The sequence below is a fragment of the Mesorhizobium sp. M0244 genome, from assembly GCF_040321795.1.
In the GTDB taxonomy this organism is placed as follows: domain Bacteria; phylum Pseudomonadota; class Alphaproteobacteria; order Rhizobiales; family Rhizobiaceae; genus Mesorhizobium.
The window spans coordinates 116,041-135,025 of the sequence record NZ_JAMYSE010000003.1 but is presented as its reverse complement, the minus strand read 5'-3'; the positions used below and the strand labels follow the sequence as shown (position 1 = coordinate 135,025).

Below are 18,985 nucleotides of genomic sequence, written 5' to 3'. Positions count from 1 at the left end.
TAGAGCCGCTCACGCGGCACGTATGGCCGGTTTCTAATCGCAGCGACTATGGAGCCTGCACGCCAGCGGCAGTGTCTGCCGCCACTGATCGCCGCTTCCTCACCCCTTTTGGCATTTTGGCGGCGAAAGAGAACGAATCTGATCTGTGCCACGCCGCCTTCAAAAGGTCAGATTGACAGTAGGTAGCATAGCGATTAACAAAACATTGTTCCATTTGCAACGGGATTTCTCGTGACGCGACCCGTGGAGGAGTAAAGGCGTATGCTAATCGGCTACACCAATCGGCTTTCGGCCCGGGCTGGCGAAACCATCGAAGTAAAAGTATCCAGTGATTTTTCCAGCGACTATGCTGCCGATCTCGTTCGCATTATCTCGGCCGATCCCAATCCGGAAGGGCCCGGCATAGATGTTCGTCGAGTGCCCTCAAATTTCGAAGGTACCTACACGTCAATTGCGAAGCCGACGCGCCCGGGCTCTTACGGCATCGTTCCCCTTGGCGGCTTGGAAATCACCGCGGATGCAACGTTTTCAATCAGATTCCAACCGCGTCTTCTGCGAGAGTCGCCCCAGGTGTTGTTCTCCTTTATTCCCGAGTCGGGAGGCGCAGTTTCAATCAGCATTCATAAATGCGGTCTAAAGCTCGAGACGACAGCGGAAACCGGCGCCGTCTCCTTCGCGTTCGAAATTGGGCGCTGGTATGAGTTGCGTCTTGCGATCGCAGGGCGCCGGCTGCGTCTGGTCGCATATGCTGTCCAGACAGGATCACGATGTTTCGAGGTTGAGACGAAGACTCCCAAAGAAGAGGTATTTAAAAAACTGGTGCTGGCGGCTAGGCCACAGCATGAAGACCCGACAGCGTTCACAGCATTCTTCAACGGCCGGCTCGAAGCCCCCATGTTTTTGCGTGGAGAGCAGCTTGTCCGGCGACTCTTGGAGGGTCCTGTTGAAGAAGAGTCCATACTCGCTTCGTGGGATTTCAGCATTGACATCCCGACATCGCACATACGCGACAAAGGGCCGTCGCGGCTCGACGGAACATTGTATAATCTGCCCGCTCGAGCCGTGCGCAGCTCGCGATGGTCGGGCGATGAAATATGCTGGAGGCATGCGCCTGATCAATATGCGGCCGTCCATTTCCACGAGGACGACCTCTACGATTGCTGCTGGGAAACGGATTTCTGCTTCGATATTCCCCGCGACCTTTCAAGCGGAGTGTATGGCATCCGTTTGAGATGCGGGGACGCTGAGGACATCATTCCTTTTTTTGTCCGCCCGGCCCGAGATGCTACGGAGGCAAGGGTTGCGGTGCTTTTCTCGACATTTACCTATCTTGCGTACGCCAATCATCCCCGCGACAACTTTGATGCCAAGTATCATGAAAGGCGCAACGACTGGCGTGCTTATCCACACCATCCGGAAGAGCATCCGAATTTTGGTCGCTCACTTTACGATTGTCATCCCGACAACGCGGGGATCCAGTTCAGTTCTCTATTGCGGCCAATGCTAACCATGAGGCCCGGCTACATCGCTTACGCTGAGAGGCGGGGATCGGGATTGCGACATTTCCCAGCCGATATGCATCTCGTGGCGTGGTGTGAGGCAAAAAATATTATTTTTGATGTGGTCACGGATCATGACCTTGAAGCCGAGGGCAGCAAGGCTCTTGAAGAGTATGCCTTATTGCTCACCGTGACCCACCCCGAATACCACACGGCTCGCACACTGGACTCAGTCCAAGACTTTGTGGCCGGCGGCGGCAGCTTGGGCTACCTCGGCGCCAATGGATTCTATTGGCGGATAGCTACCAGCGAGGCATTTCCTAGCGCTATTGAAGTTCGACGCGGCCAGACCGGGGCCAGGACATGGGAGGCAGAACCAGGAGAGTACTTCCATGCCTTCGATGGCCAATACGGCGGCCTCTGGCTCAAGAACGACAGGCCTCCGCAGCAGCTCGTCGGCGTTGGCATGTCGGCTTACGGACCGTACAATGGCACCTACTATCGGCGTACCGAAGCTTCTTATGATTCGAATTTTGAGTGGCTGTTTGACGGCATAGATGACGAAATTCTCGGCGATTTTGGATTTTCCGGTGGGGGGGCGGTTGGATTCGAGTTCGACATCGTCGATTTGTCCTTGGGAACACCTCCGGAAGCTGTAGTCCTCGCGAAGTCAGAAAAGTTTACCAACGATTGCTACCTTGCCCCGGAAAAGTTAGACTTCGGGGCGCGAGTGAACATGCCTGACTGGCAGGCCTCGGAGATCAGGGCAGATCTTTGCTTGGTTCCGAAGCCGAAGGGAAATTTCGTCTTCTCTGCGAGTTCGATCCTGTTTTGCGGAAGCCTTCCAGTAAACGACTTCAAGAATAATATCTCAAAGCTGCTGGAGAATTTTGTGCGACGCTGCCTCTGAACAACGACCCAATCCGAGAACCAGCGGATACGAGCCGTTGCAAAAGCGGCATCAGATTGCCGAAATGGACCTTGTGGCGGTCTTTCTAGGTCGTTGAATTTGAGTGTTGACGTTGAGCGGCGTGAAATAGCGATCGGGCTCGGATCGGTCTTGATGCCTTGTAGTGATGCTGCGGTGGCGGCTGGCATGTCGCAGCCTAAGGGAACCAGATTGTTCCGACAGGCGGGCGGAATGCCACCAGCGGTGTTCAGATCTTCCGGCGGTATCTCTCGTTCGGGTAACCGCGAGGAGATCGCACTGCTTTGCGTTCAGGGTCTTTCGAGACGCGAGATCGGCTTGGCCGATCCGCCTCGACAACCTTCCGGGAGCTACGACGCAACGCCGCGACGCGCAGCGGTGGCCTGGAGTACCGTGCGTCGACTGCTCAAGGGCACGCTGAGCGATCGGCCCGTCGGCCCAAACCGACTAAGCTTGCGCTCAACATCACCTTGCGCACTTATGTGGAGCAACTGGCCGGCATGATCATGACCCCGAGTGGCGCTGCCGTTCCTGGTCCCGCCGTTCCGTGCCGCCGCCGGCATGGCCCGACAAAGGAGACGCGATGGACCTGGAGCCAGGAGCAAATCGCCCGACGCTGGCCGATCGACTTCTCGGACGACACGACGATGCGCATCAGCCACGAAGCCATCTACCATGCCCTCTTCGTTCAGGGTCGGGGAGTGACCTGACACTGAACTGTCATCCAGTGGCGATTAGAGCCTTGGCCGTTTCTGTTACGTCCGAAAAACCGGCAGAAGGCCATTCGGCGCCGATTTAGAATCGCGAACATCAGCTCCTGCTTGCGCAATCTTCGATCCTAGTTTCTTGCTGTATCTTGCCTGCGTTACCGGTTCCGCAAAATCTTCGCGCCTAAGACTCAACCGGCGAGCCGACGTTTTCTGAAATCTTTGATGATTTCTCTCGCCGCATTGTGTCCGGGCACTCCGGTTACCCCCCCTCCCGGATGGGAACCGGAGCCGCACATGTAAAGGTTGCGTAGAGGGCCGCGGTACTGGGCATGCCCGGCGGCCGGGCGCAACGCCCAGAGCTGGTCAAGATGAAGGGCCCCATGATAAATGTCGCCTCCCACTAGTCCGAACTCGCGTTCGAGATCCAGCGGACTCAGAACTTGGCGCCCGAGGATAATAGACTGGAAGTTTGGAGCGTAGCGAGTAACGGTGGCGATGACATGATCAGCAACTTCGTCCTTTGCCTGATCCCAAGTTTTCCCGTCGGCGAGTTGGGGATTGAAATGTTGACAGAAAAGGCTCGCGACGTGGTTGCCTGCCGGAGCAAGGCTGTTATCGCAGAGGCTCGGGATTATCATCGAGACGAGAGGATCTTGCGACCATCCGCCTCGCTTGGCATCGTCGTATGCTCTATCCATGTGGTCTAAGGACCAGCACATGTGGATGCCGCCGTTAAGAGGCGTTACGAAGTCGCCTATTCTATCGAGACCGTTGAAGCGCGGCAACTCCGACAAAGCAACATTCATTCTAAATGTGCCCGATCGGCACCGCCACCCCTCCATCTGGCGCACGAACTCGGAGTCAAGTGCCGTGCGATCTATCATTTGAAGATAAAGAAGTTTAGGACCAACGTTCGCAGCGACTGCCCTCGCGCGGATGGCGGTACCGTCCCCCAGTATAACGCCGCGGGCGACACCTTTCTCTACCATCACTTCTAGTACGGGCGAATTCACCCTAATCTCCGCACCCTTTGCTTCTGCGGAGCGAGCCATTGCCTGGGTGATGGCGCCCATGCCCCCACGAGCGTGACCCCAGACACCCTTCTTGCCGTTGGTTTCGCCGATTACGTGATGTATCAGTAGATATGCTGAACCTGGATGATATGGGCTGACCATATTGCCAACCACACAGTCCCACGCCAGATGGCCCTTAAGCGGATCACATTCGAACCACTCGTTGAGGTAGTCAGCGATGCTCATCGTCATCAGCTTCACAAAGGTTTCCTGCTGCAATGTCGAAAGCTTTCGGAAACGATTTCCCATTTTGATAAGGGACAGCAGATCGCCGAATCCACCGCCTAGATTGGGGGGTGTCTCTAGAAGGGTATCGCGGATCATATCCGCGGCGATCTCAATCTCAGCCTCAAAAGCGCGGTAACGCTCAGCATCGCGTTGGGAGAAGCGCCGAATCTCGCGCTCTATCCCAGGGGTGTCACCCGGAATTAACATTGCATCGCCATCAGGCAAGGGAAGGAAAGTCGTCCCAGTACGCTCGATGAGATCCAACCCATGGCTGGTAAGTTCCAAATCACGGATTACGTTTGGATGGAGCATTCCGGCGAGGTAGGAAAGGACGGAATTACGAAAGCCTGGATGAAACTCTTCGGTGACAGCGGCGCCGCCTACAATTCCTCTCCGCTCAAGCACGATCGTCTTCAGGCCCGCACGAGCAAGGTAACCCGCCGTCGTAAGGCCGTTGTGTCCGCCTCCGATAATTACGACGTCGTATTCAGGCCTGCTCATCCGATACCTCCCAGTGCATGCTTAAAGAACGATGTTCCATTTAGAATGGTGATTTACCACAACAGGGAATTAAGTCAATGCACGAGCGGAATCTGCAGGCGATGCGGCGGCTAAATCCCGGGCGTAGGCACGTGGATCCGAGGTGCCAAACAATGAAGCCAGGCACGTTGAAGAAGCTCGCGGTAATACATCAAATTGGCGTATCTGGGCTCTCTGCTTGCACTTGCCTGCCAGTCACGCGCCTTTGCACCACGGCAGGCATTGTGTTGGAGGATCCCGACAACCACCTGTTTTTCAACCGCTCGCACCTATGTATCGACGCCGCGCTACGCGGTCTTCGCATCGCCATAGGCGACTATCTCTCGTGCGGCGAGCATCTGCGGTCGGGGCGTCTTGTTCAGCTTCCCGGCCCGGTGCTGCTGGGACGGGACCAGTATCATTTGCTGACACCTGATACTGTGAACCTATCACGGCCGGCGCGACAAACGCGCGACTGGTTAAGGAAGGCAGCGGATAAGTGAAAGGGACAGACCGGAACAACTCTGTCAGGGTATGGTTTGCCTGCGCATCATCCCGCAAAACCGGACAAGGCTTGGCGCGGGTTTTTGTCGATCGTTTCGTCGCGGCGCAATCAGCGACGCTTTGGGGGACGCGGCATAGGGCGCAAGCCTGGACCACGCTTTCGCTCCATGCTCCGGCGCGCCTGAAAGCTCTCGACATTCATCTCGAGGTTGGCGGACGAGGCCTAAACCACGGTAAGCGTCATAGCGAGGCCGTGAGACTGCGGGGACCTACTCCCCTGAATAGAGGCCGCCATCCACTCCTATGGGATCTCTGAAGACAGCAGAGATGGCAAATGCCGGAGAGCGTGAACTCATGGCTGCCGTCTCGGCTCATGCGTCGAGAGGCACGGTTGCGGGACAGCATCCTGTCGAGTGAGTTCAATGGCGCCTGGTCTGTTGTCAGGTACATCAACGTCGGCTTGACGCGCCTGGTCTATTAGAATAGTATTCCTTATGGAATACTATTCCATATCGCTACACGTTGAATTTAGATCAAATCTCCGATTCAGGCCCCTGCCACACCTAGCAGGCCGGCAATAAAGATGAGACTCGAGCCTCTTGGATCAAGGAATGAAAATGGAAGTGCGCGCCGCCGTTGCCGTCAAGGCTGGAAAGCCGCTTGAAGTGATGACCGTGCATCTGGAGGGACCTCGGGCCGGCGAGGTGCTGGTCGAGATCAAGGCGACCGGCATCTGCCACACCGACGAATTCACGCTGTCTGGCGCCGATCCCGAAGGCCTGTTCCCGGCAATCCTCGGCCCGGCGCCGGCGTCGTGGTCGATCTCGGCAAGATCGTCACTAGCGTCAAGAAGGGCGACCACGTCATCCCGCTCTATACGCCCGAATGCCGGCAATGCCCGTCCTGCCTGTCGAGGAAAACCAATCTGTGCACGGCGATCCGCGCCACGCAGGGCCAAGGGTTGATGCCGGACGGCACCTCGCGCTTCTCGATCGGCAAGGACAAGTTGTTTCACTATATGGGCTGCTCGACCTTCTCCAACTTCACCGTGCTGCCGGAGATCGCGGTGGCCAAGGTCAATCCGGACGCGCCCTTCGACAAGATCTGCTACATCGGCTGCGGGGTGACCACCGGCATCGGCGCCGTGATCAACACCGCCAAGGTCGAGCAAGGCGCAACGGCTGTCGTCTTCGGCCTCGGCGGCATCGGCCTCAACGTCATCCAGGGGCTGAAGCTCGCCGGCGCCGACATGATCATCGGCGTCGACCTGAACAACGACAGGCAGGCCTGGGGCGAATAATTCGGCATGACGCATTTCGTCAATCCGAAGGAAATCGACGGCGACATCGTGCCTCACCTCGTCAACATGACCAAGCGCGGCGCCGACCAGATCGGCGGCGCCGACTACACATTCGACTGCACCGGCAGCACCAAGGTGATGCGCCAGGCGCTGGAAGCGTCGCATCGCGGCTGGGGCAAGTCGGTCGTCATCGGCGTCGCCGGTGCCGCCAGGAGATTTCGACGCGGCCGTTCCAACTGGTCACCGGGCGGACCTGGATGGGCACCGCCTTCGGCGGCGCGCGCGGCCGCACCGATGTGCCCAAAATCGTCGACTGGTACATGGACGGCAAGATCCAGATCGACCCGATGATCACCCACACGCTCAAGCTCGAGGACATCAACAAGGGCTTCGACCTCATGCATGAGGGCAAGTCGATCCGAAGCGTCGTCGTTTACTGAGGAAAGCCACACGCCGCCGACCAGCAGGCCTGCGACCTCTGTGGTTCACAACATGGGAGGAATGAAATGGCGGAGAAACTGCATCCTAAGATCGACAATGGCTTGCCCAGGGAAAGCGCGAGCTTTGCCGGCGGCACGCTGGTCTGCGCCTGCACCAGCAATCCGGTCAAGGTTCGGGTCAAGGGCCAGATCGCCCACAACCATGCCTGCGGCTGCACCAAATGCTGGAAGCCGGAAGGCGCGATATTCTCGGTGGTTGCCGTGGCCGGCACCGGCGATGTCACCGTTGTCGAGAATGGCGACAAGCTCAAAGTGGTCGATCCCAGCGCGCTGATCCAGCGTCATGCCTGCACCGGCTGTGGCGTCCACATGCACGGACCGGTCGAACGCGACCATGCGTTCAAGGGCCTGTCCTTCATCCATCCCGAGCGTTTCGTCGAGGACGGCTGGTCGCCACCCGGCTTCACCGCCTTCGTCTCGTCGATCATCGAATCCGGTGTCGACCCGAGCGCATGGACGGCATTCGCGGCCAGTTGAAGGGGATCGGGCTGGAACCCTATGACTGCCTCAATCCCGGCCTGATGGACTATATCGCCACCTGGACGGCGAAGAAGTCGGGCGCGTTGCCGGCCTGAAGTAAGGAATAGCCTCCGAAGCGGTGCTGCTTCAACACTACGGCTTACCTGTCGATGAATAGGTCGTCTGGAGGCTTGGGGCAGGGGAGAAAAGCACGCTTGATACGCGCCGGCGGCGTTCTCGGCAATAGGCGAAACGGTCGAGGACCGCAGAGTGAGCTGGTGGCCCAGCTTGAGAGCGTCCCGATCAACATGCTGATCCCCTGTCTCAGGCCCGCTCTCCGGCGGCTCGGCCTGAAGCCGAGCCGTGCGTGCGCGGGGAATAATCGGCAAAATGAAACCATCAAACGACAACGAGGAACGAGATGAACTACGTTGAAAAGCTAGGCGATATCGCCGCCATTGAGCCCGTGACCACGGATCTCAAAGGTTGGGTCGTTGTCGAAGGTATGCCCTCGATGAAGACCTGGGTGCAGCACAAGTCTAACGACGGCGGCATGGTCTCCGGTTACTGGGAGGCAACTCCCGGCACCTATCATGCCACCTATACAGAATATGAATTCGTCCACATCATCGAAGGCAAGCTGACGATCACGCCGGACGGCGGAGCGTCCGTCTTCCTCGGTTCGGGGGACGCTTTCGTCGTCGAGCCGGGTTTCAAAGGTCTGTGGAAGATCGAAGAAACCATCCGCAAGCATTTCTGCAGTAAGGTCTGAGGAGCAATCTCACCATATCGCAAAACTTCATGATCGACCTCGGCCTCCGCGCCGGGTGGCTGTTGCGGACGCAGAAGCGAATGGGCCGGAGGATTTGGACATTGCCATCGCGGGGGTCCCTTTTGACCAGGGTTCCTATGGCGGCACCGGTCAGCGCTTCGGGCCGGACCAGGCACGCGCCTTCTCACATACGGTGCAGCAGGTCCACGCACTCTTCTCACGGATCGTGGCGGCCGGAGCGGTGCCAATGGGCATCGGTGGTGATCATACAACCACCCTGCTGATAATGCGCGGCATGGCGCGGGCGGGTGTTATGGACCCTTCGGCCTGATCCATTTCGACGCCCACCCCGATATTTACGACGAGATCGAGGGCAGCCGCGTCGACTGTGCTGGGCTATCGAGGAGGGGTTAGCCTGAATATCTCAAGGTAAGGGGTGCATCGGCCCCAAGAATCTGAGAAACTTCTTTTGTGACAAAGAGTTACCAGATTCAGGAACGGGGTCCGATGCACACACACTGTATCTCCGACCAGCTCGAATTTGAAGGCTTCGACGGCCACAAAGTGGTCGCCGGTTTCGACGGCGGAGCGATCACCTCAGATGCCGGCGCCTTGCTTGTGCGCCACGTTGACAAAACCGTCGGCCTGTTCGGCCGGGTGGCTGCCTGCTTCATCGACCGACGCGATCCGGACTGCACGGTGCACAGCGTACAGACGCTGGTGGGACAGCGCATCGCGGCGATCGCGCTGGGATATGAGGACGTCGACGACCACGACACGCTCCGCCACGACCCCGTGCTGGCCCTTGTGTCGGAAAGCCTGACGCCGAAGCGGGAGGATTGCGCGGTGCTTGCCGGCAAGTCGACGCTCAACCGGCTGGAGCTCAGCCGGGTCGGGGAGCCGACGCGCTACCACAAGATCGGCCACGACACGCAGGCGATCGAAGCTCTGTTCGTCGACCTGTTCCTGGAAGCCCACGACACGTCGCCGGGCGAGATCGTGCTCGATCTCGACGCCACCGATGACCCACTGCACGGTCACCAGGAAGGCCGGTTCTTCCACGGCTACTACAACTGCTACTGCTACCTGCCGCTCTACATCTTCTGCGGCCGGCACCTGCTGGCGGCAAAGCTCAGGCGCTCCAACATCGACGCCAGCAAGGGAGCGGTCGAGGAGGTCGAGCGGATCGTGCGGCAGATCCGCAGGAAGTGGCGCAGAGTGCGCATTGTCCTGCGCGCCGATTCCGGCTTTGCCCGGGAAGAGCTGATGGCCTGGTGCGAGGCCAACGGCGTCGACTATGTCTTTGGCCTTGCCCGCAACGAGCGGCTGGAGAAGAAGATCGCTCCAGCCTTGCAGGAAGCTCGCCTGGCATCCAGGAAAAGCGACCAGGCCGCGCGCGTGTTCCGCGACTTCATGTGGTCGACTTTAGACAGCTGGTCACGCCGACGGCGGATCGTCGCCAAGGCCGAGTGGACGACGCAGGGCGCCAATCCGCGCTTCGTCGTGACCTCGCTCAAGCCAAAGCGTTGGGCGGCACGGGGGCTTTACGAGGATCTCTACTGTGCCCGCGGCGACATGGAGAACCGGATCAAGGAGTGCCAGCTCGACCTCTACGCCGACCGCACCAGCGCTCACACCATGCGCGCCAATCAGCTGCGGCTCTGGTTCGCCTCGTTTGCCTACGTCCTGATCTGCGCCTTGCGCCGCCTTGGCCTCGCCCACACCAGGCTCGCCAACGCCACCTGCGGCACGATCAGGCTGAAGCTGCTGAAGATCGGTGCGCAGGTCCGTGTCTCCGTGCGTCGGATCAAGGTCGCCATGGCTTCAGCCTGTCCATACGCGGACGAATTTGCCCTGGCCCACGCTCGAATATGCGCCGCGGCCCGCTGACGCCGCCGGACCTGAACCCTTCCCGCAAACAACAGAGGAAAATTGCAGAGCCCAGCACCGCCGCTCTCCGCGGCGCTGGCTGCGCTCGTCCTCAAAACCGGGATGAGCAGCGCCGACCCGCGCCAGTCAAGATGCGGCTCGAGCCTGGGCGCGGTGAGAGAAGCGGGTTAGTTGACCCCAAGCGCTACATTATGGTTGGCATCCGCGTTATGCGCGACATCGAGAGCCTGAACTGGGCCAAGGCGCAGGGAGTGAGGATGCTCACCGATGATGACTGCGCCGAGCTTGGCCGCCAGGGAGTGATTGATCGCATCAGGGCGGTGGCTGGCGAGCAGCCGACCTACATCAGCTTCGACATCGATGCCTGGATATTGCCTACGTGCAGGGCGCCCAGTCACCCGAGCCGGGGGAACTCAGTGTGTGACGTACAGGTGATCCTCCGCGGCCTGCGCGGAATAGATGCCATCGGCGCCGATGTCGTCGAGCCTTTGCCGCTGCTGGACCCGAGCGGCCGGACCGCCTCTCGACCCTTAACGTAGCGTACGAGATTCTGTGCCTGATTGCCGAGGCCCGGGCGAAGTATAAGGCCGTCGGCACCCGCCAATGGCTCGGAGGACGACATTTGCATTAAGCAGCGCGAATTCGAGGTCACCAGTCAAGCTCTTGCGCGTTTGATCCAGCTGGCCAAACGCAACGATGAAGTGAGCGAGGTCAGGAACCTTGCCCATCACGCGACATCGAGCCTGGTAGCCACGTTCATCTTCACAACTTTGGGCGTGTTCGAGAAGGACCGTGCTTTCTGCTCGGCGGTTAAGCCACCGAATATGTGATTACCCCCGCCACGTTGATGGGAATCCGAGGGGCCGGATGGCCGCACCGTGACCCGCAATTATGTAGCATCCTGGTACGGTGAACTGCAGCAGGCCATGTGGCTGGGCTAGTCGCCGATGTGTTTCGGAGAAGCCTGCTCTCCTCTACCTGATTTTCCGAACGTAGACGGCGTGGTGGCACTCGCTCACAAGACAGGATGTGGGATGACGGGCGGTGAACCGTTGAGGCTTCTGCGCCGGACACTTTGGAGCCTACGCCCGCCACGCGAATTTCAGCCCGTGATCGGCTAGGGTGCGAGGTGAACCAGGTTGGGGGCCTCCTTGAAGACGAGGGCTTGGCTAATCGCGTCCGTAGCATTCGGGCACGGGTGGACGATGCGGCGCGTAAAGCCGATCTCTCGGCGTCGGACTGATCAATGACACTCACATGGGACCTGATTGCATGCACCTCAGCTCACTCGGCCCTTCGCGTTGCGGATTCGGCTAGACTGCTCGTCGGTAGGTCCAGAGCTGTGCCGGCGGTATGTTGCGGACGACGAAGTCATAGTGGGAAACCATGTAGCGGTCGGGCATCTTGATCACCGGCGACAGAGGCCCATAGTTGATCTGAATTACGGGCCGCCCGGCAGGAATGCGGACGAGCAAATCCTCAACCAGGGCAACGCGCTGTTCCATAGAAAGTTCAACAGCGGGCCTGCACTGACGACACAATCGAACTGCTCACTTTTGCGGTCACTCAGAACCTCATCCAGCGCAAATGCGTGAAGTCCACGCCCGGGGTTGCACTGCGTATTCCGATGAAGCCGGCCATCGATTCCGATTTGAAGCCGGCCAGTCATTCCGATCAAAGACCGGCCACCATTCCGATTTGAAGGCGGCCATTTCTCGGACTGATCCTGGGTCTGTTTGATGTTTGGATCGGGTTTTGTTTCAGGTCAAGCGTGCGGTATTTCAGCCGCTATCGGCGAGCGCTGTTTTCGCATGCTTTCACTAGTGAGATCTGCGATAGGCACTGTGAACGAGGCGATCCAGTATGGCATCGGCGAGCGTTGGGTTTGCAATAATTTCCCACCTGCGATCGAGGGGGGACCTGACTGCTAACGTCGTCGAGCGGCGCCCGTAGCGATCTTCGATGATCTCGAGGAGATCGCGGCGCTGATCATCGTTGAGTTTTTCCGGTCCCCAATCATCGAGAATGAGAAGGTCGGTTTTGGCGAGAGATTTGAGGATCCGACCGTATCGCCCGTCACCCCTTGCAAGCGCGAGCGTGGCGAACAGCCGGGGGACGCGATAGTATGCGACGGAGAAATCCTCTCGGCATGCACCAGGCGGTTGTAGAAATTCCTTGAGCATTCGACCGAAACCAACTGATGCGGCCTGATACCCCGGGGCAAGATTGCCTTGGTGATGACGCTTCGGGGCCCTAATTCCTGCTTCAATTCACGCGGCGCGCCGCATGGCAAAGCGTGGTCAACCCGCGGTCAGGGATGCCGATCCTGGAGGTCGGGCGGGAACTGGCCCGGCATATGGCGTAAATCATGCGCGCTGAGTCGGATGCGGCTCTTGACTTGAGACGGGATGCCAAGCTTTTTGTTACCACGTTCGCGCCGAGCGCCAAGCTGACGCCTGTATCCGCGGGCCACATAAGTTCTCGCACCCAAGGCCGGGGCTTGGGACTGGGCCGATCTCTTTACCTCAAATTAAGATTGAAGGATGAGATCTGAAGCGCGTTCACCTACCATGACAGCGGTTGCGTTCATGCCGCCCGATACAGGGCTGGGAAGAACCGAGTTGTCGACGACCCGCAAGCCCCAAACGCCGCGCACTCGCAGATTTAGATCGACTACGCTGTCTTCGTTGGCTCCCATCTTACACGTGCCTGCGTAGTGGGCAGCTGAAGATCCCGTGCGGCGCGCGAAATCCAGAAGCTCGTCGTCTGTCTGCACATCAGCCCCGGGCCTGGTCTCGCCGGCGCTCCATTGGTTGAGTGCGGGAGAGGCAAAGACTTTTCTTGCCATACGGAGCCCCAGCACCAAACGCGTTCTGTCGCTTTCTTCATGAAGGTAGTTCGGACGCAGGATGGGCCGCTCGAGCGGATCGGAGGTCCGGGCAAGCACTGAGCCTGAACTATCGGGGCACACCAAAAAGGTCCCGATCGTCATTCCACCGAATGGCTCCAATGCCCCAGGTTCACTAGGAGAAAAGCTTACGGGGGCAAACATCAATTGAAGGTCGGGGAACTTTTCCGCCGGATCGCTTTTGCAGTACAGGCTAGCCATGCTGGCACCGAGAGTAAGCAGACCTCTGTTGCCGAAAACATACTTTAGGGTCTCGAAGGCTATGCTCCGGAAATTATTCATCTCGTTAATGGTGAGGACATTTTTGGTGCGGTGGGAGGTCCTTGCGATAAATTGATCTTTAAAATTGCGGCCGACGTTCACGGACCGCAGCCCGACGTCAATGCCGAGATCCCGCAAATGGCCGGGCTCCCCAATTCCGCTAATCTGAAGAATCTGCGGCGAGCGAAGGGCACCAGCTGAAAGCACAACCTCTCTGTTGACTTTTACCCGATAGCGCCGGCGATCCCGTATGAACTCGAAGCCGATAACCTTCCTCCCGTCTAAGATTACCCGCGACCCGACCGCATTTGTTTCCACACGCAGATTCTGCCGTTTTCTGAGCAACGGCCGGACATACGCGGATGTCGTATTGGCCCTAAAACGACCTTTCCGATTTTGCTGGAAAAGGCTCGCTCCCTCTCGAACAGGCGAGTTCATGTCAGCGACGGCACAATGGCCGGCCTGGACCGAAGCATTAACAAAGTCTCTCGCCAAGGGGTGTATCGTGCGGAACGGACCGACAGAGATTGGGCCAGAGCCGCCTCGATGCTGAGATGGCGCCCCTGCGAAAGTCTCTGCTCGGCGAAAATAGGGAAGCAAACTGTTATAATCCCAGCCTGTGCAGCCAAGCTCGTCAGCCCAGCGGTCATACTCTGCCGCTTGCCCTCGGGCGAACAAAATGCCGTTGATTGAGCTGCTGCCACCCATGCCGCGCCCTGCGGGTAAAACCATTGGCCGGTTACCGGTTTTCGCGTCACATTCGGTCTCGTACATCCAATTGAAGCGCTTGTCCTTCAGAAGGAAGAAATAGCCTGCGGGGATGTGAATGAAGGGGTGCCAGTCCTTGGGGCCCGCTTCCAGTAGCAGCACCTTGAAACGACCGTTCTCGGCCAGTCGGCTAGCAACGACGCTCCCGGCTGACCCGGCACCAACAACACAGTAGTCGGTTTCGAAATCCCATGGCTGATTTGACATTTAACAGGGCCCTCCGTGAAACGCTTGCAGCTTTAGCACCTATCAGAATGGTGTTCTAGTCAGAACGACATAATTTTCCAGTCGTGGTGACCTGTTCCGGCGCATCCCAACAGCGGAACGGATCCTTAGACACTCAGGAGGGAATGTCGAAGAATGGCGTGTTCACTCAGCCGTGGGAGCCGGTGAGTGGGAGTGGGGAATGCCCGTCTCTCTCCGAAGCGACCGTCAGGGATCGCTCGGTCTTTGAACGAGAGGAACGCAGGTGACCTTCTAAATGCCCTTGCAGGCGGGGGCGGGCGGCAAGCGATCGGGGCCGTCGTTCCTCCGGAGACCATCCGCCGATGGCGCAGAAAGCACGCGCCGATTGCGCCGCAAATCGCTGCGACGGATGATGTCTACCACTGATGCGTGAATGGTCAGAAGTGCTGGTTGTGAAGAGCGGTTGATCAGGACCGGTATGTGGAGACAAGACCGTCCAGACGCGGCGCAACAGCGAGGCCGCCGAGCGCCTGCCGACGCGCTTCTAAATAAGCAGGCCTGCCGCCAAAGCGTAGGATCCTCGACAATTACGCTCCTGGGGGCCATCGAGCCATCCGCGCAGCGGCTCAGTTGTCGGATGTGCTGCCCCGCTTGAAAGTTTCGATTGACACACGCCCGGAAATGGCTACCGTGGAACAGCGTTCCATTTGTTTAGATGTTCCAGTAGGCCCTGGCGGATGATGAAACTTTTAAGATCGACTGCAGCTCTTCCAGATTGGGTGATCGCATCACTCTGGCTCTCGATCCTCGCTGGAATTTGGTCAGCTGCCGTTCGGTTTCTGAAAATTCCGGACTACATCCTTCCGGCTCCTGAGCAAGTAATCGGGTTTATCAGCTCCAAGCCCGGTTATCTCCTGGCCAATACCGTCTCCACGCTTAAGGTCATAGCGGTCGGTTTTTTTTGCGGAGTCGCCACCGCGGTTCCGGCAGGGTTCTTACTGGGGAAAGTACGTTGGCTGGAGCGAGCGCTCTACCCGTTCGTTGCATTCTTGCAGGGCATGCCGCTGATCTCGGTCATCCCGGTTTTGATTATCTGGTTTGGATACGGCCTTGTTCCGACATCTATATTGGTTGGCTTCAGCGTTTTCTTTCCAGTCTTGGTGAATGCGATTGCGGGGATAAAAAACGTCCCCGACCGTATTTATTTCGTAACGCAAACGATGGGCGCCAATGCGCTACAGACCTTTCGATATATCGATTGGCCTACTACACTTCCTTATCTGATCAGCGCCGCTCGCATCGCATTAGCGATTGCCACCACTGTTGCGGTCGTAAGCGAGTTCCTCGCAGCAAATGACGGACTGGGATATGTGGCATTAATCGGGTCTCGGCACAGAGACACTGTGCAAGTGATCGCAGTAGTGGTGATAACGGCTCTCGTTGGCGTCCTGCTCAACACAATCAGCCTGCTTTTGGAGCGAAAAATCACGCGGAGATACCGCGACTAAGCAAAGTCGATATCAAAGTTCATCAAGGGAGGAAAATATGATGATGCACTACCTAAACGGTTTTCTGCGTATGGTTGGATCTGGGTGTCTAGCTGTAGCTCTTACGATTTCGCCGGTGGTCGCAGCGGAAAAACTTAAGCTAACACTCAACTGGACTCCAGGCAATTCGGACATTGGAATTCAGTATGCCGAGGCTCTCGGCTATTATAAGGCAGTCGGAATTGACCTTGAGATTGAGCCTGGAAAAGGCTCCGGAACGACGTCCCAGATCGTAGCAGCAGGCAGCACTGATATCGGGCTTGCCAACGGCGCATCTGCTATCTCACTTGCAGCGAAGGGAGCGCCGATCAAAATCATCGCGGCCATTTATCAGGCGCCGGATTGGGGGGTCATCTCCCTCAAGGATACGCCCATCAAAACTCCAAAGGACCTCGAGGGAAAGACAATCGCTATACCGCCAGGGGCCGCAGACATCCCTCTCTTCGAGACGATGGTTAAGGTGAATGGGGTCGACAGGTCCAAGATAAACGTTCTTTCAGCCGATGCCGCAGGTTTCATCGGGCTTCTGGCCGAGAAGAAAGTTGATGCCGTTTCCGCAGCAGCCGGCGACGTGATGATCCCGCTCGGAGCGAAGGGCGTCGAAACCAAGGCAATGTGGTACAAGGATTACGGCGCGCCTATCGTTGGGCTAAGCCTTATCGCCCGAGAGGACAGGCTCAAAAAGAATCCTGATCTTTATAAGAGGTTTGTTGATGCGACCCTCAAAGGAATGGCTGCAGTAGTAAAAAACCCAGAGGCAGCCGTCGACGCGCTCCGGGCGAGGAATTCCGATGCCCAGCCGAAATCGGATCTGATGGAGGAACTGACGATGTATCAAATCCCCAACTTGTGCGGACCTGGCGCCGCTGGTCTGGGCAAGCCGTCTGCCGACGAGTGGAAGATTACCGGCGAGGTTTTGACCCAAACGTTGGGGTCTCTGGGCGATGGCGGAATCGAAACGAAATATACTGAGGATTACCTTCCCGCTCACCTTCCTCCCTGCCCCTAACTAGGGGTGATAGCGGTGGCGCCACTCTGCGGTGGCACCACCGATCCACGGGTGCTTAAGACAACAAGCAGGATAGTCATGGCAAGTGTTTTCGCCGAGACCGCAAAACCTCTCCGACCGCGTCTAGCCAACGGGATTGAGCAAATCGTCCCTCCCGCACTGGTATTGATTGTGTTTGTGGTTGCTTGGGAATTCAGCAGTGAATGGTTTGGTATTCCAAAATACCTATTTCCTGCGCCCAGCGACTTCATGGGCAAATTCATTACCGATCGGAGCGCCATTACATACAATTTTGCGGCCACCGGGTATGTGGTGATAATCGGTTTCACTGTCGCAACGTTGATATCAGTGCCCTTGGGACTGGCGATTGCCTCCTATTCGTCACTGAGGCGCAGTTTGTTCCCACTAATCGTGTTCTTTGAAATCATACCAAAGACGATCACGGCCCCCCTCTTGATAGTGTGGTTTGGCTTCGGCTTCACGCCTCGAATCGGATTAACGACTCTCATGACGTTCTTTCCGATATTGGTTAACAGCATAGCTGGGTTCTCGTCCATGAACCCGCGCCTGCAACTAATTACGAAATCAATGGGCGCCAACCCATGGCAGACCTTTCGGTACATCCGACTTCCCGCCGCAATGCCATATATCTTTTCGGGCATGAAGATCGGAATGGTCTATGCAGTCACAGCCTGCATAACTGTTGAATTCATTGGTGCGAACGAAGGGCTCGAAGTGATGATACTGACAGCGTCGAGTTATATGGACATCGGCCTTATGTTCGCGGGCGTAATTGCGACCGCCCTGCTAGCCATGTTGTTGACTGGCATGTTGCTCGGGCTTGAGAGATTCATGATGCCCTGGAGGAGAAATCAATGAGCGCAATAGGTGGTTTCGATGAAGGAACTCTACGACGGATGAACCCTCCCATGATTCAAAGCATACGATCTCTCCCAGTGGCTCAGGTCAACAGGGGCTCTATTGTTGCGTCGGATGTCTCTAAGTCGTTTGGCCAATTTTCTGCACTGGGGCCGGTTGACATCGAAATAGGCGAAGGTGAATTTGTAAGTGTTCTTGGGCCTTCCGGGTGCGGTAAGAGCACTTTGATGTTAATGATCGCGGGCTTGCTGCAACCAACAAGGGGATCAATCAAGATAAACGGAAAATTGCTGACTAAGCCGCTGACGGACGTCGGTATTGTGTTTCAGGATCATCTTTTACTTGAATTCAGAACTGCGTTCGACAACGTCCTTCTTCAGCAAGAAATTCGCGGTCTTGACCGCAGCGGAACCGAAAAGCGGGCGCGGGAGCTATTCAAGAAACTCGGACTATCTGGTGCGGAGGCGCGCTACCCTCGGCAACTGTCGGGCGGTATGCAACAGCGCGTCTCAATTGCGCGTTCCTTGGTGCACAATCCGGCCGTCCTACTTATGGACGAACCGTTTGGAGCCCTGGACGCTATCTCGAGAACCCAGATAAGACACGATCTTGAGATACTTTGGATGGAAACGCGCAAGAGTGTGCTATTCATTACTCACTCGATCGAGGAAGCTATTGGTCTGTCGGACCGGGTCCTGGTGATGTCGAACTCGCCTGGTCGAATGGTGAAGGAAATTCGTATTGATCTGCCGCGGCCGCGGCCCGCCTACCTCGGCCAATACCCGGAATTCTCTGCGTATGCCAACGAGATCTACAAGACATTTGAGGAATTGGGAGTATACCACTTCAAATGAAGTTGCGGCGGATCGAAGATCCGGCTTTGGGTCAACCGTGTGGAAGCGAGCTGGCCCGCGCCGCTGCCGAGGGTGCGGGTCGACAGCGGACGCGCCGCTCCTGGACGGTGGACAGAAGCTGGCGATCGCGGGAGAGGTGCAGTAGCCCAGTGATCCGGTAGGCGGTCTTGAACCGCCCCGGGTTTTCCGGA

At 57.6% G+C, this 18,985-nt stretch carries 12 protein-coding genes and 6 pseudogenes; 14 read left to right on the top strand and 4 right to left on the bottom strand.

Translation table 11 applies throughout. The features are described 5' to 3' along the window. Positions 1–261 precede the first annotated feature (261 nt). Together NKJ08_RS04260 and NKJ08_RS04255 are read left to right on the top strand one after the other, a co-directional pair. Positions 262–2,409, top strand: a complete 2,148-nt coding sequence (locus NKJ08_RS04260) for a N,N-dimethylformamidase beta subunit family domain-containing protein (RefSeq protein ID WP_352781419.1) — start codon at positions 262–264, stop codon at positions 2,407–2,409. Between the two features lie 168 nt (positions 2,410–2,577). Then, a pseudogene (locus tag NKJ08_RS04255) lies at positions 2,578–3,128 on the top strand (transposase); the annotation flags it as partial. A gap of 197 nt (positions 3,129–3,325) precedes the next feature. Here the strand turns inward: NKJ08_RS04255 and NKJ08_RS04250 are convergent. After that, positions 3,326–4,939 (bottom strand): phytoene desaturase family protein, encoded by a 1,614-nt coding sequence (locus tag NKJ08_RS04250; RefSeq protein ID WP_352781418.1) that lies wholly within the window; start codon positions 4,937–4,939, stop codon positions 3,326–3,328. A 152-nt stretch (positions 4,940–5,091) separates the two neighbouring features. On the opposite strand from NKJ08_RS04250, the gene NKJ08_RS04245 reads away from it, so the two are divergent. From NKJ08_RS04245 to NKJ08_RS38955, 8 genes and pseudogenes are all read left to right on the top strand, one after another. Beyond that, the gene (locus NKJ08_RS04245; RefSeq protein ID WP_352781417.1) at positions 5,092–5,460 is read left to right on the top strand and encodes a LysR substrate-binding domain-containing protein; all 369 of its coding nucleotides are present in this window, start codon (positions 5,092–5,094) and stop codon (positions 5,458–5,460) included. Positions 5,461–6,078: 618 nt separating this feature from the next. Then, a pseudogene (locus NKJ08_RS04240) lies at positions 6,079–7,201 on the top strand (S-(hydroxymethyl)glutathione dehydrogenase/class III alcohol dehydrogenase). A gap of 66 nt (positions 7,202–7,267) precedes the next feature. After that, positions 7,268–7,836 (top strand): annotated as a pseudogene (gene gfa / locus NKJ08_RS04235) (S-(hydroxymethyl)glutathione synthase). 305 nt (positions 7,837–8,141) lie between these two features. Continuing rightward, positions 8,142–8,492, top strand: a complete 351-nt coding sequence (locus NKJ08_RS04230) for a cupin domain-containing protein (RefSeq protein ID WP_352781416.1) — start codon at positions 8,142–8,144, stop codon at positions 8,490–8,492. Between the two features lie 94 nt (positions 8,493–8,586). Further along, positions 8,587–8,823, top strand: a complete 237-nt coding sequence (locus NKJ08_RS04225) for an arginase family protein (RefSeq protein WP_352781415.1) — start codon at positions 8,587–8,589, stop codon at positions 8,821–8,823. 176 nt (positions 8,824–8,999) lie between these two features. Continuing rightward, the gene (locus NKJ08_RS04220) at positions 9,000–10,382 is read left to right on the top strand and encodes an IS1380 family transposase (RefSeq protein WP_352781414.1); all 1,383 of its coding nucleotides are present in this window, start codon (positions 9,000–9,002) and stop codon (positions 10,380–10,382) included. Next, a complete protein-coding gene (locus NKJ08_RS04215; RefSeq protein WP_352781413.1) occupies positions 10,364–10,921 on the top strand; it encodes an arginase family protein in 558 nt (185 codons plus the stop codon). The genes NKJ08_RS04220 and NKJ08_RS04215 overlap by 19 nt, the downstream gene beginning before the upstream one ends. Before the next feature lie 197 nt (positions 10,922–11,118). Further along, positions 11,119–11,601, top strand: a pseudogene (locus NKJ08_RS38955) (UxaA family hydrolase); the annotation flags it as partial. 94 nt (positions 11,602–11,695) lie between these two features. Here the strand turns inward: NKJ08_RS38955 and NKJ08_RS04205 are convergent. The 3 genes and pseudogenes from NKJ08_RS04205 to NKJ08_RS04190 all read right to left on the bottom strand — a co-directional run. Then, positions 11,696–11,970 (bottom strand): annotated as a pseudogene (locus NKJ08_RS04205) (class I SAM-dependent methyltransferase); the annotation flags it as partial. 177 nt (positions 11,971–12,147) lie between these two features. Beyond that, positions 12,148–12,535 (bottom strand): annotated as a pseudogene (locus tag NKJ08_RS04200) (ATP-binding protein); the annotation flags it as partial. Between the two features lie 377 nt (positions 12,536–12,912). After that, on the bottom strand, positions 12,913–14,526 hold the full coding sequence (locus NKJ08_RS04190) for a GMC family oxidoreductase (RefSeq protein WP_352781411.1): 1,614 nt from the start codon (positions 14,524–14,526) through the stop codon (positions 12,913–12,915). Between the two features lie 716 nt (positions 14,527–15,242). On the opposite strand from NKJ08_RS04190, the gene NKJ08_RS04185 reads away from it, so the two are divergent. The 4 genes from NKJ08_RS04185 to NKJ08_RS04170 all read left to right on the top strand — a co-directional run bounded on the left by NKJ08_RS04185 (position 15,243) and on the right by NKJ08_RS04170 (position 18,794). Then, complete coding sequence (locus tag NKJ08_RS04185; protein WP_352781410.1) at positions 15,243–16,013, top strand: ABC transporter permease; 771 nt, start codon at positions 15,243–15,245, stop codon at positions 16,011–16,013. 37 nt (positions 16,014–16,050) lie between these two features. Beyond that, complete coding sequence (locus tag NKJ08_RS04180) at positions 16,051–17,061, top strand: ABC transporter substrate-binding protein (protein ID WP_352781409.1); 1,011 nt, start codon at positions 16,051–16,053, stop codon at positions 17,059–17,061. A gap of 78 nt (positions 17,062–17,139) precedes the next feature. After that, positions 17,140–17,940 (top strand): ABC transporter permease, encoded by an 801-nt coding sequence (locus NKJ08_RS04175; protein WP_352781408.1) that lies wholly within the window; start codon positions 17,140–17,142, stop codon positions 17,938–17,940. Further along, positions 17,937–18,794 carry an ABC transporter ATP-binding protein gene (locus NKJ08_RS04170; protein WP_352781407.1) on the top strand — a complete coding sequence of 286 codons (858 nt, stop codon included), beginning with the start codon at positions 17,937–17,939 and terminating at the stop codon, positions 18,792–18,794. Before NKJ08_RS04175 ends, NKJ08_RS04170 begins: the two co-directional genes overlap by 4 nt. Positions 18,795–18,985 lie beyond the last annotated feature (191 nt).

Bases quoted from the DNA above. Each gene is read 5' to 3' on its own strand.
- NKJ08_RS04260 (WP_352781419.1), top strand. From the start codon at position 262: ATGCTAATCGGCTACACCAATCGGCTTTCGGCCCGGGCTGGCGAAACC.
- NKJ08_RS04250 (WP_352781418.1), bottom strand. From the start codon at position 4,939: ATGAGCAGGCCTGAATACGACGTCGTAATTATCGGAGGCGGACACAAC.
- NKJ08_RS04245 (WP_352781417.1), top strand. From the start codon at position 5,092: ATGAAGCCAGGCACGTTGAAGAAGCTCGCGGTAATACATCAAATTGGC.
- NKJ08_RS04230 (WP_352781416.1), top strand. From the start codon at position 8,142: ATGAACTACGTTGAAAAGCTAGGCGATATCGCCGCCATTGAGCCCGTG.
- NKJ08_RS04220 (WP_352781414.1), top strand. From the start codon at position 9,000: ATGCACACACACTGTATCTCCGACCAGCTCGAATTTGAAGGCTTCGAC.
- NKJ08_RS04215 (WP_352781413.1), top strand. From the start codon at position 10,364: ATGCGCCGCGGCCCGCTGACGCCGCCGGACCTGAACCCTTCCCGCAAA.
- NKJ08_RS04190 (WP_352781411.1), bottom strand. From the start codon at position 14,526: ATGTCAAATCAGCCATGGGATTTCGAAACCGACTACTGTGTTGTTGGT.
- NKJ08_RS04185 (WP_352781410.1), top strand. From the start codon at position 15,243: ATGATGAAACTTTTAAGATCGACTGCAGCTCTTCCAGATTGGGTGATC.
- NKJ08_RS04180 (WP_352781409.1), top strand. From the start codon at position 16,051: ATGATGATGCACTACCTAAACGGTTTTCTGCGTATGGTTGGATCTGGG.
- NKJ08_RS04175 (WP_352781408.1), top strand. From the start codon at position 17,140: ATGGCAAGTGTTTTCGCCGAGACCGCAAAACCTCTCCGACCGCGTCTA.
- NKJ08_RS04170 (WP_352781407.1), top strand. From the start codon at position 17,937: ATGAGCGCAATAGGTGGTTTCGATGAAGGAACTCTACGACGGATGAAC.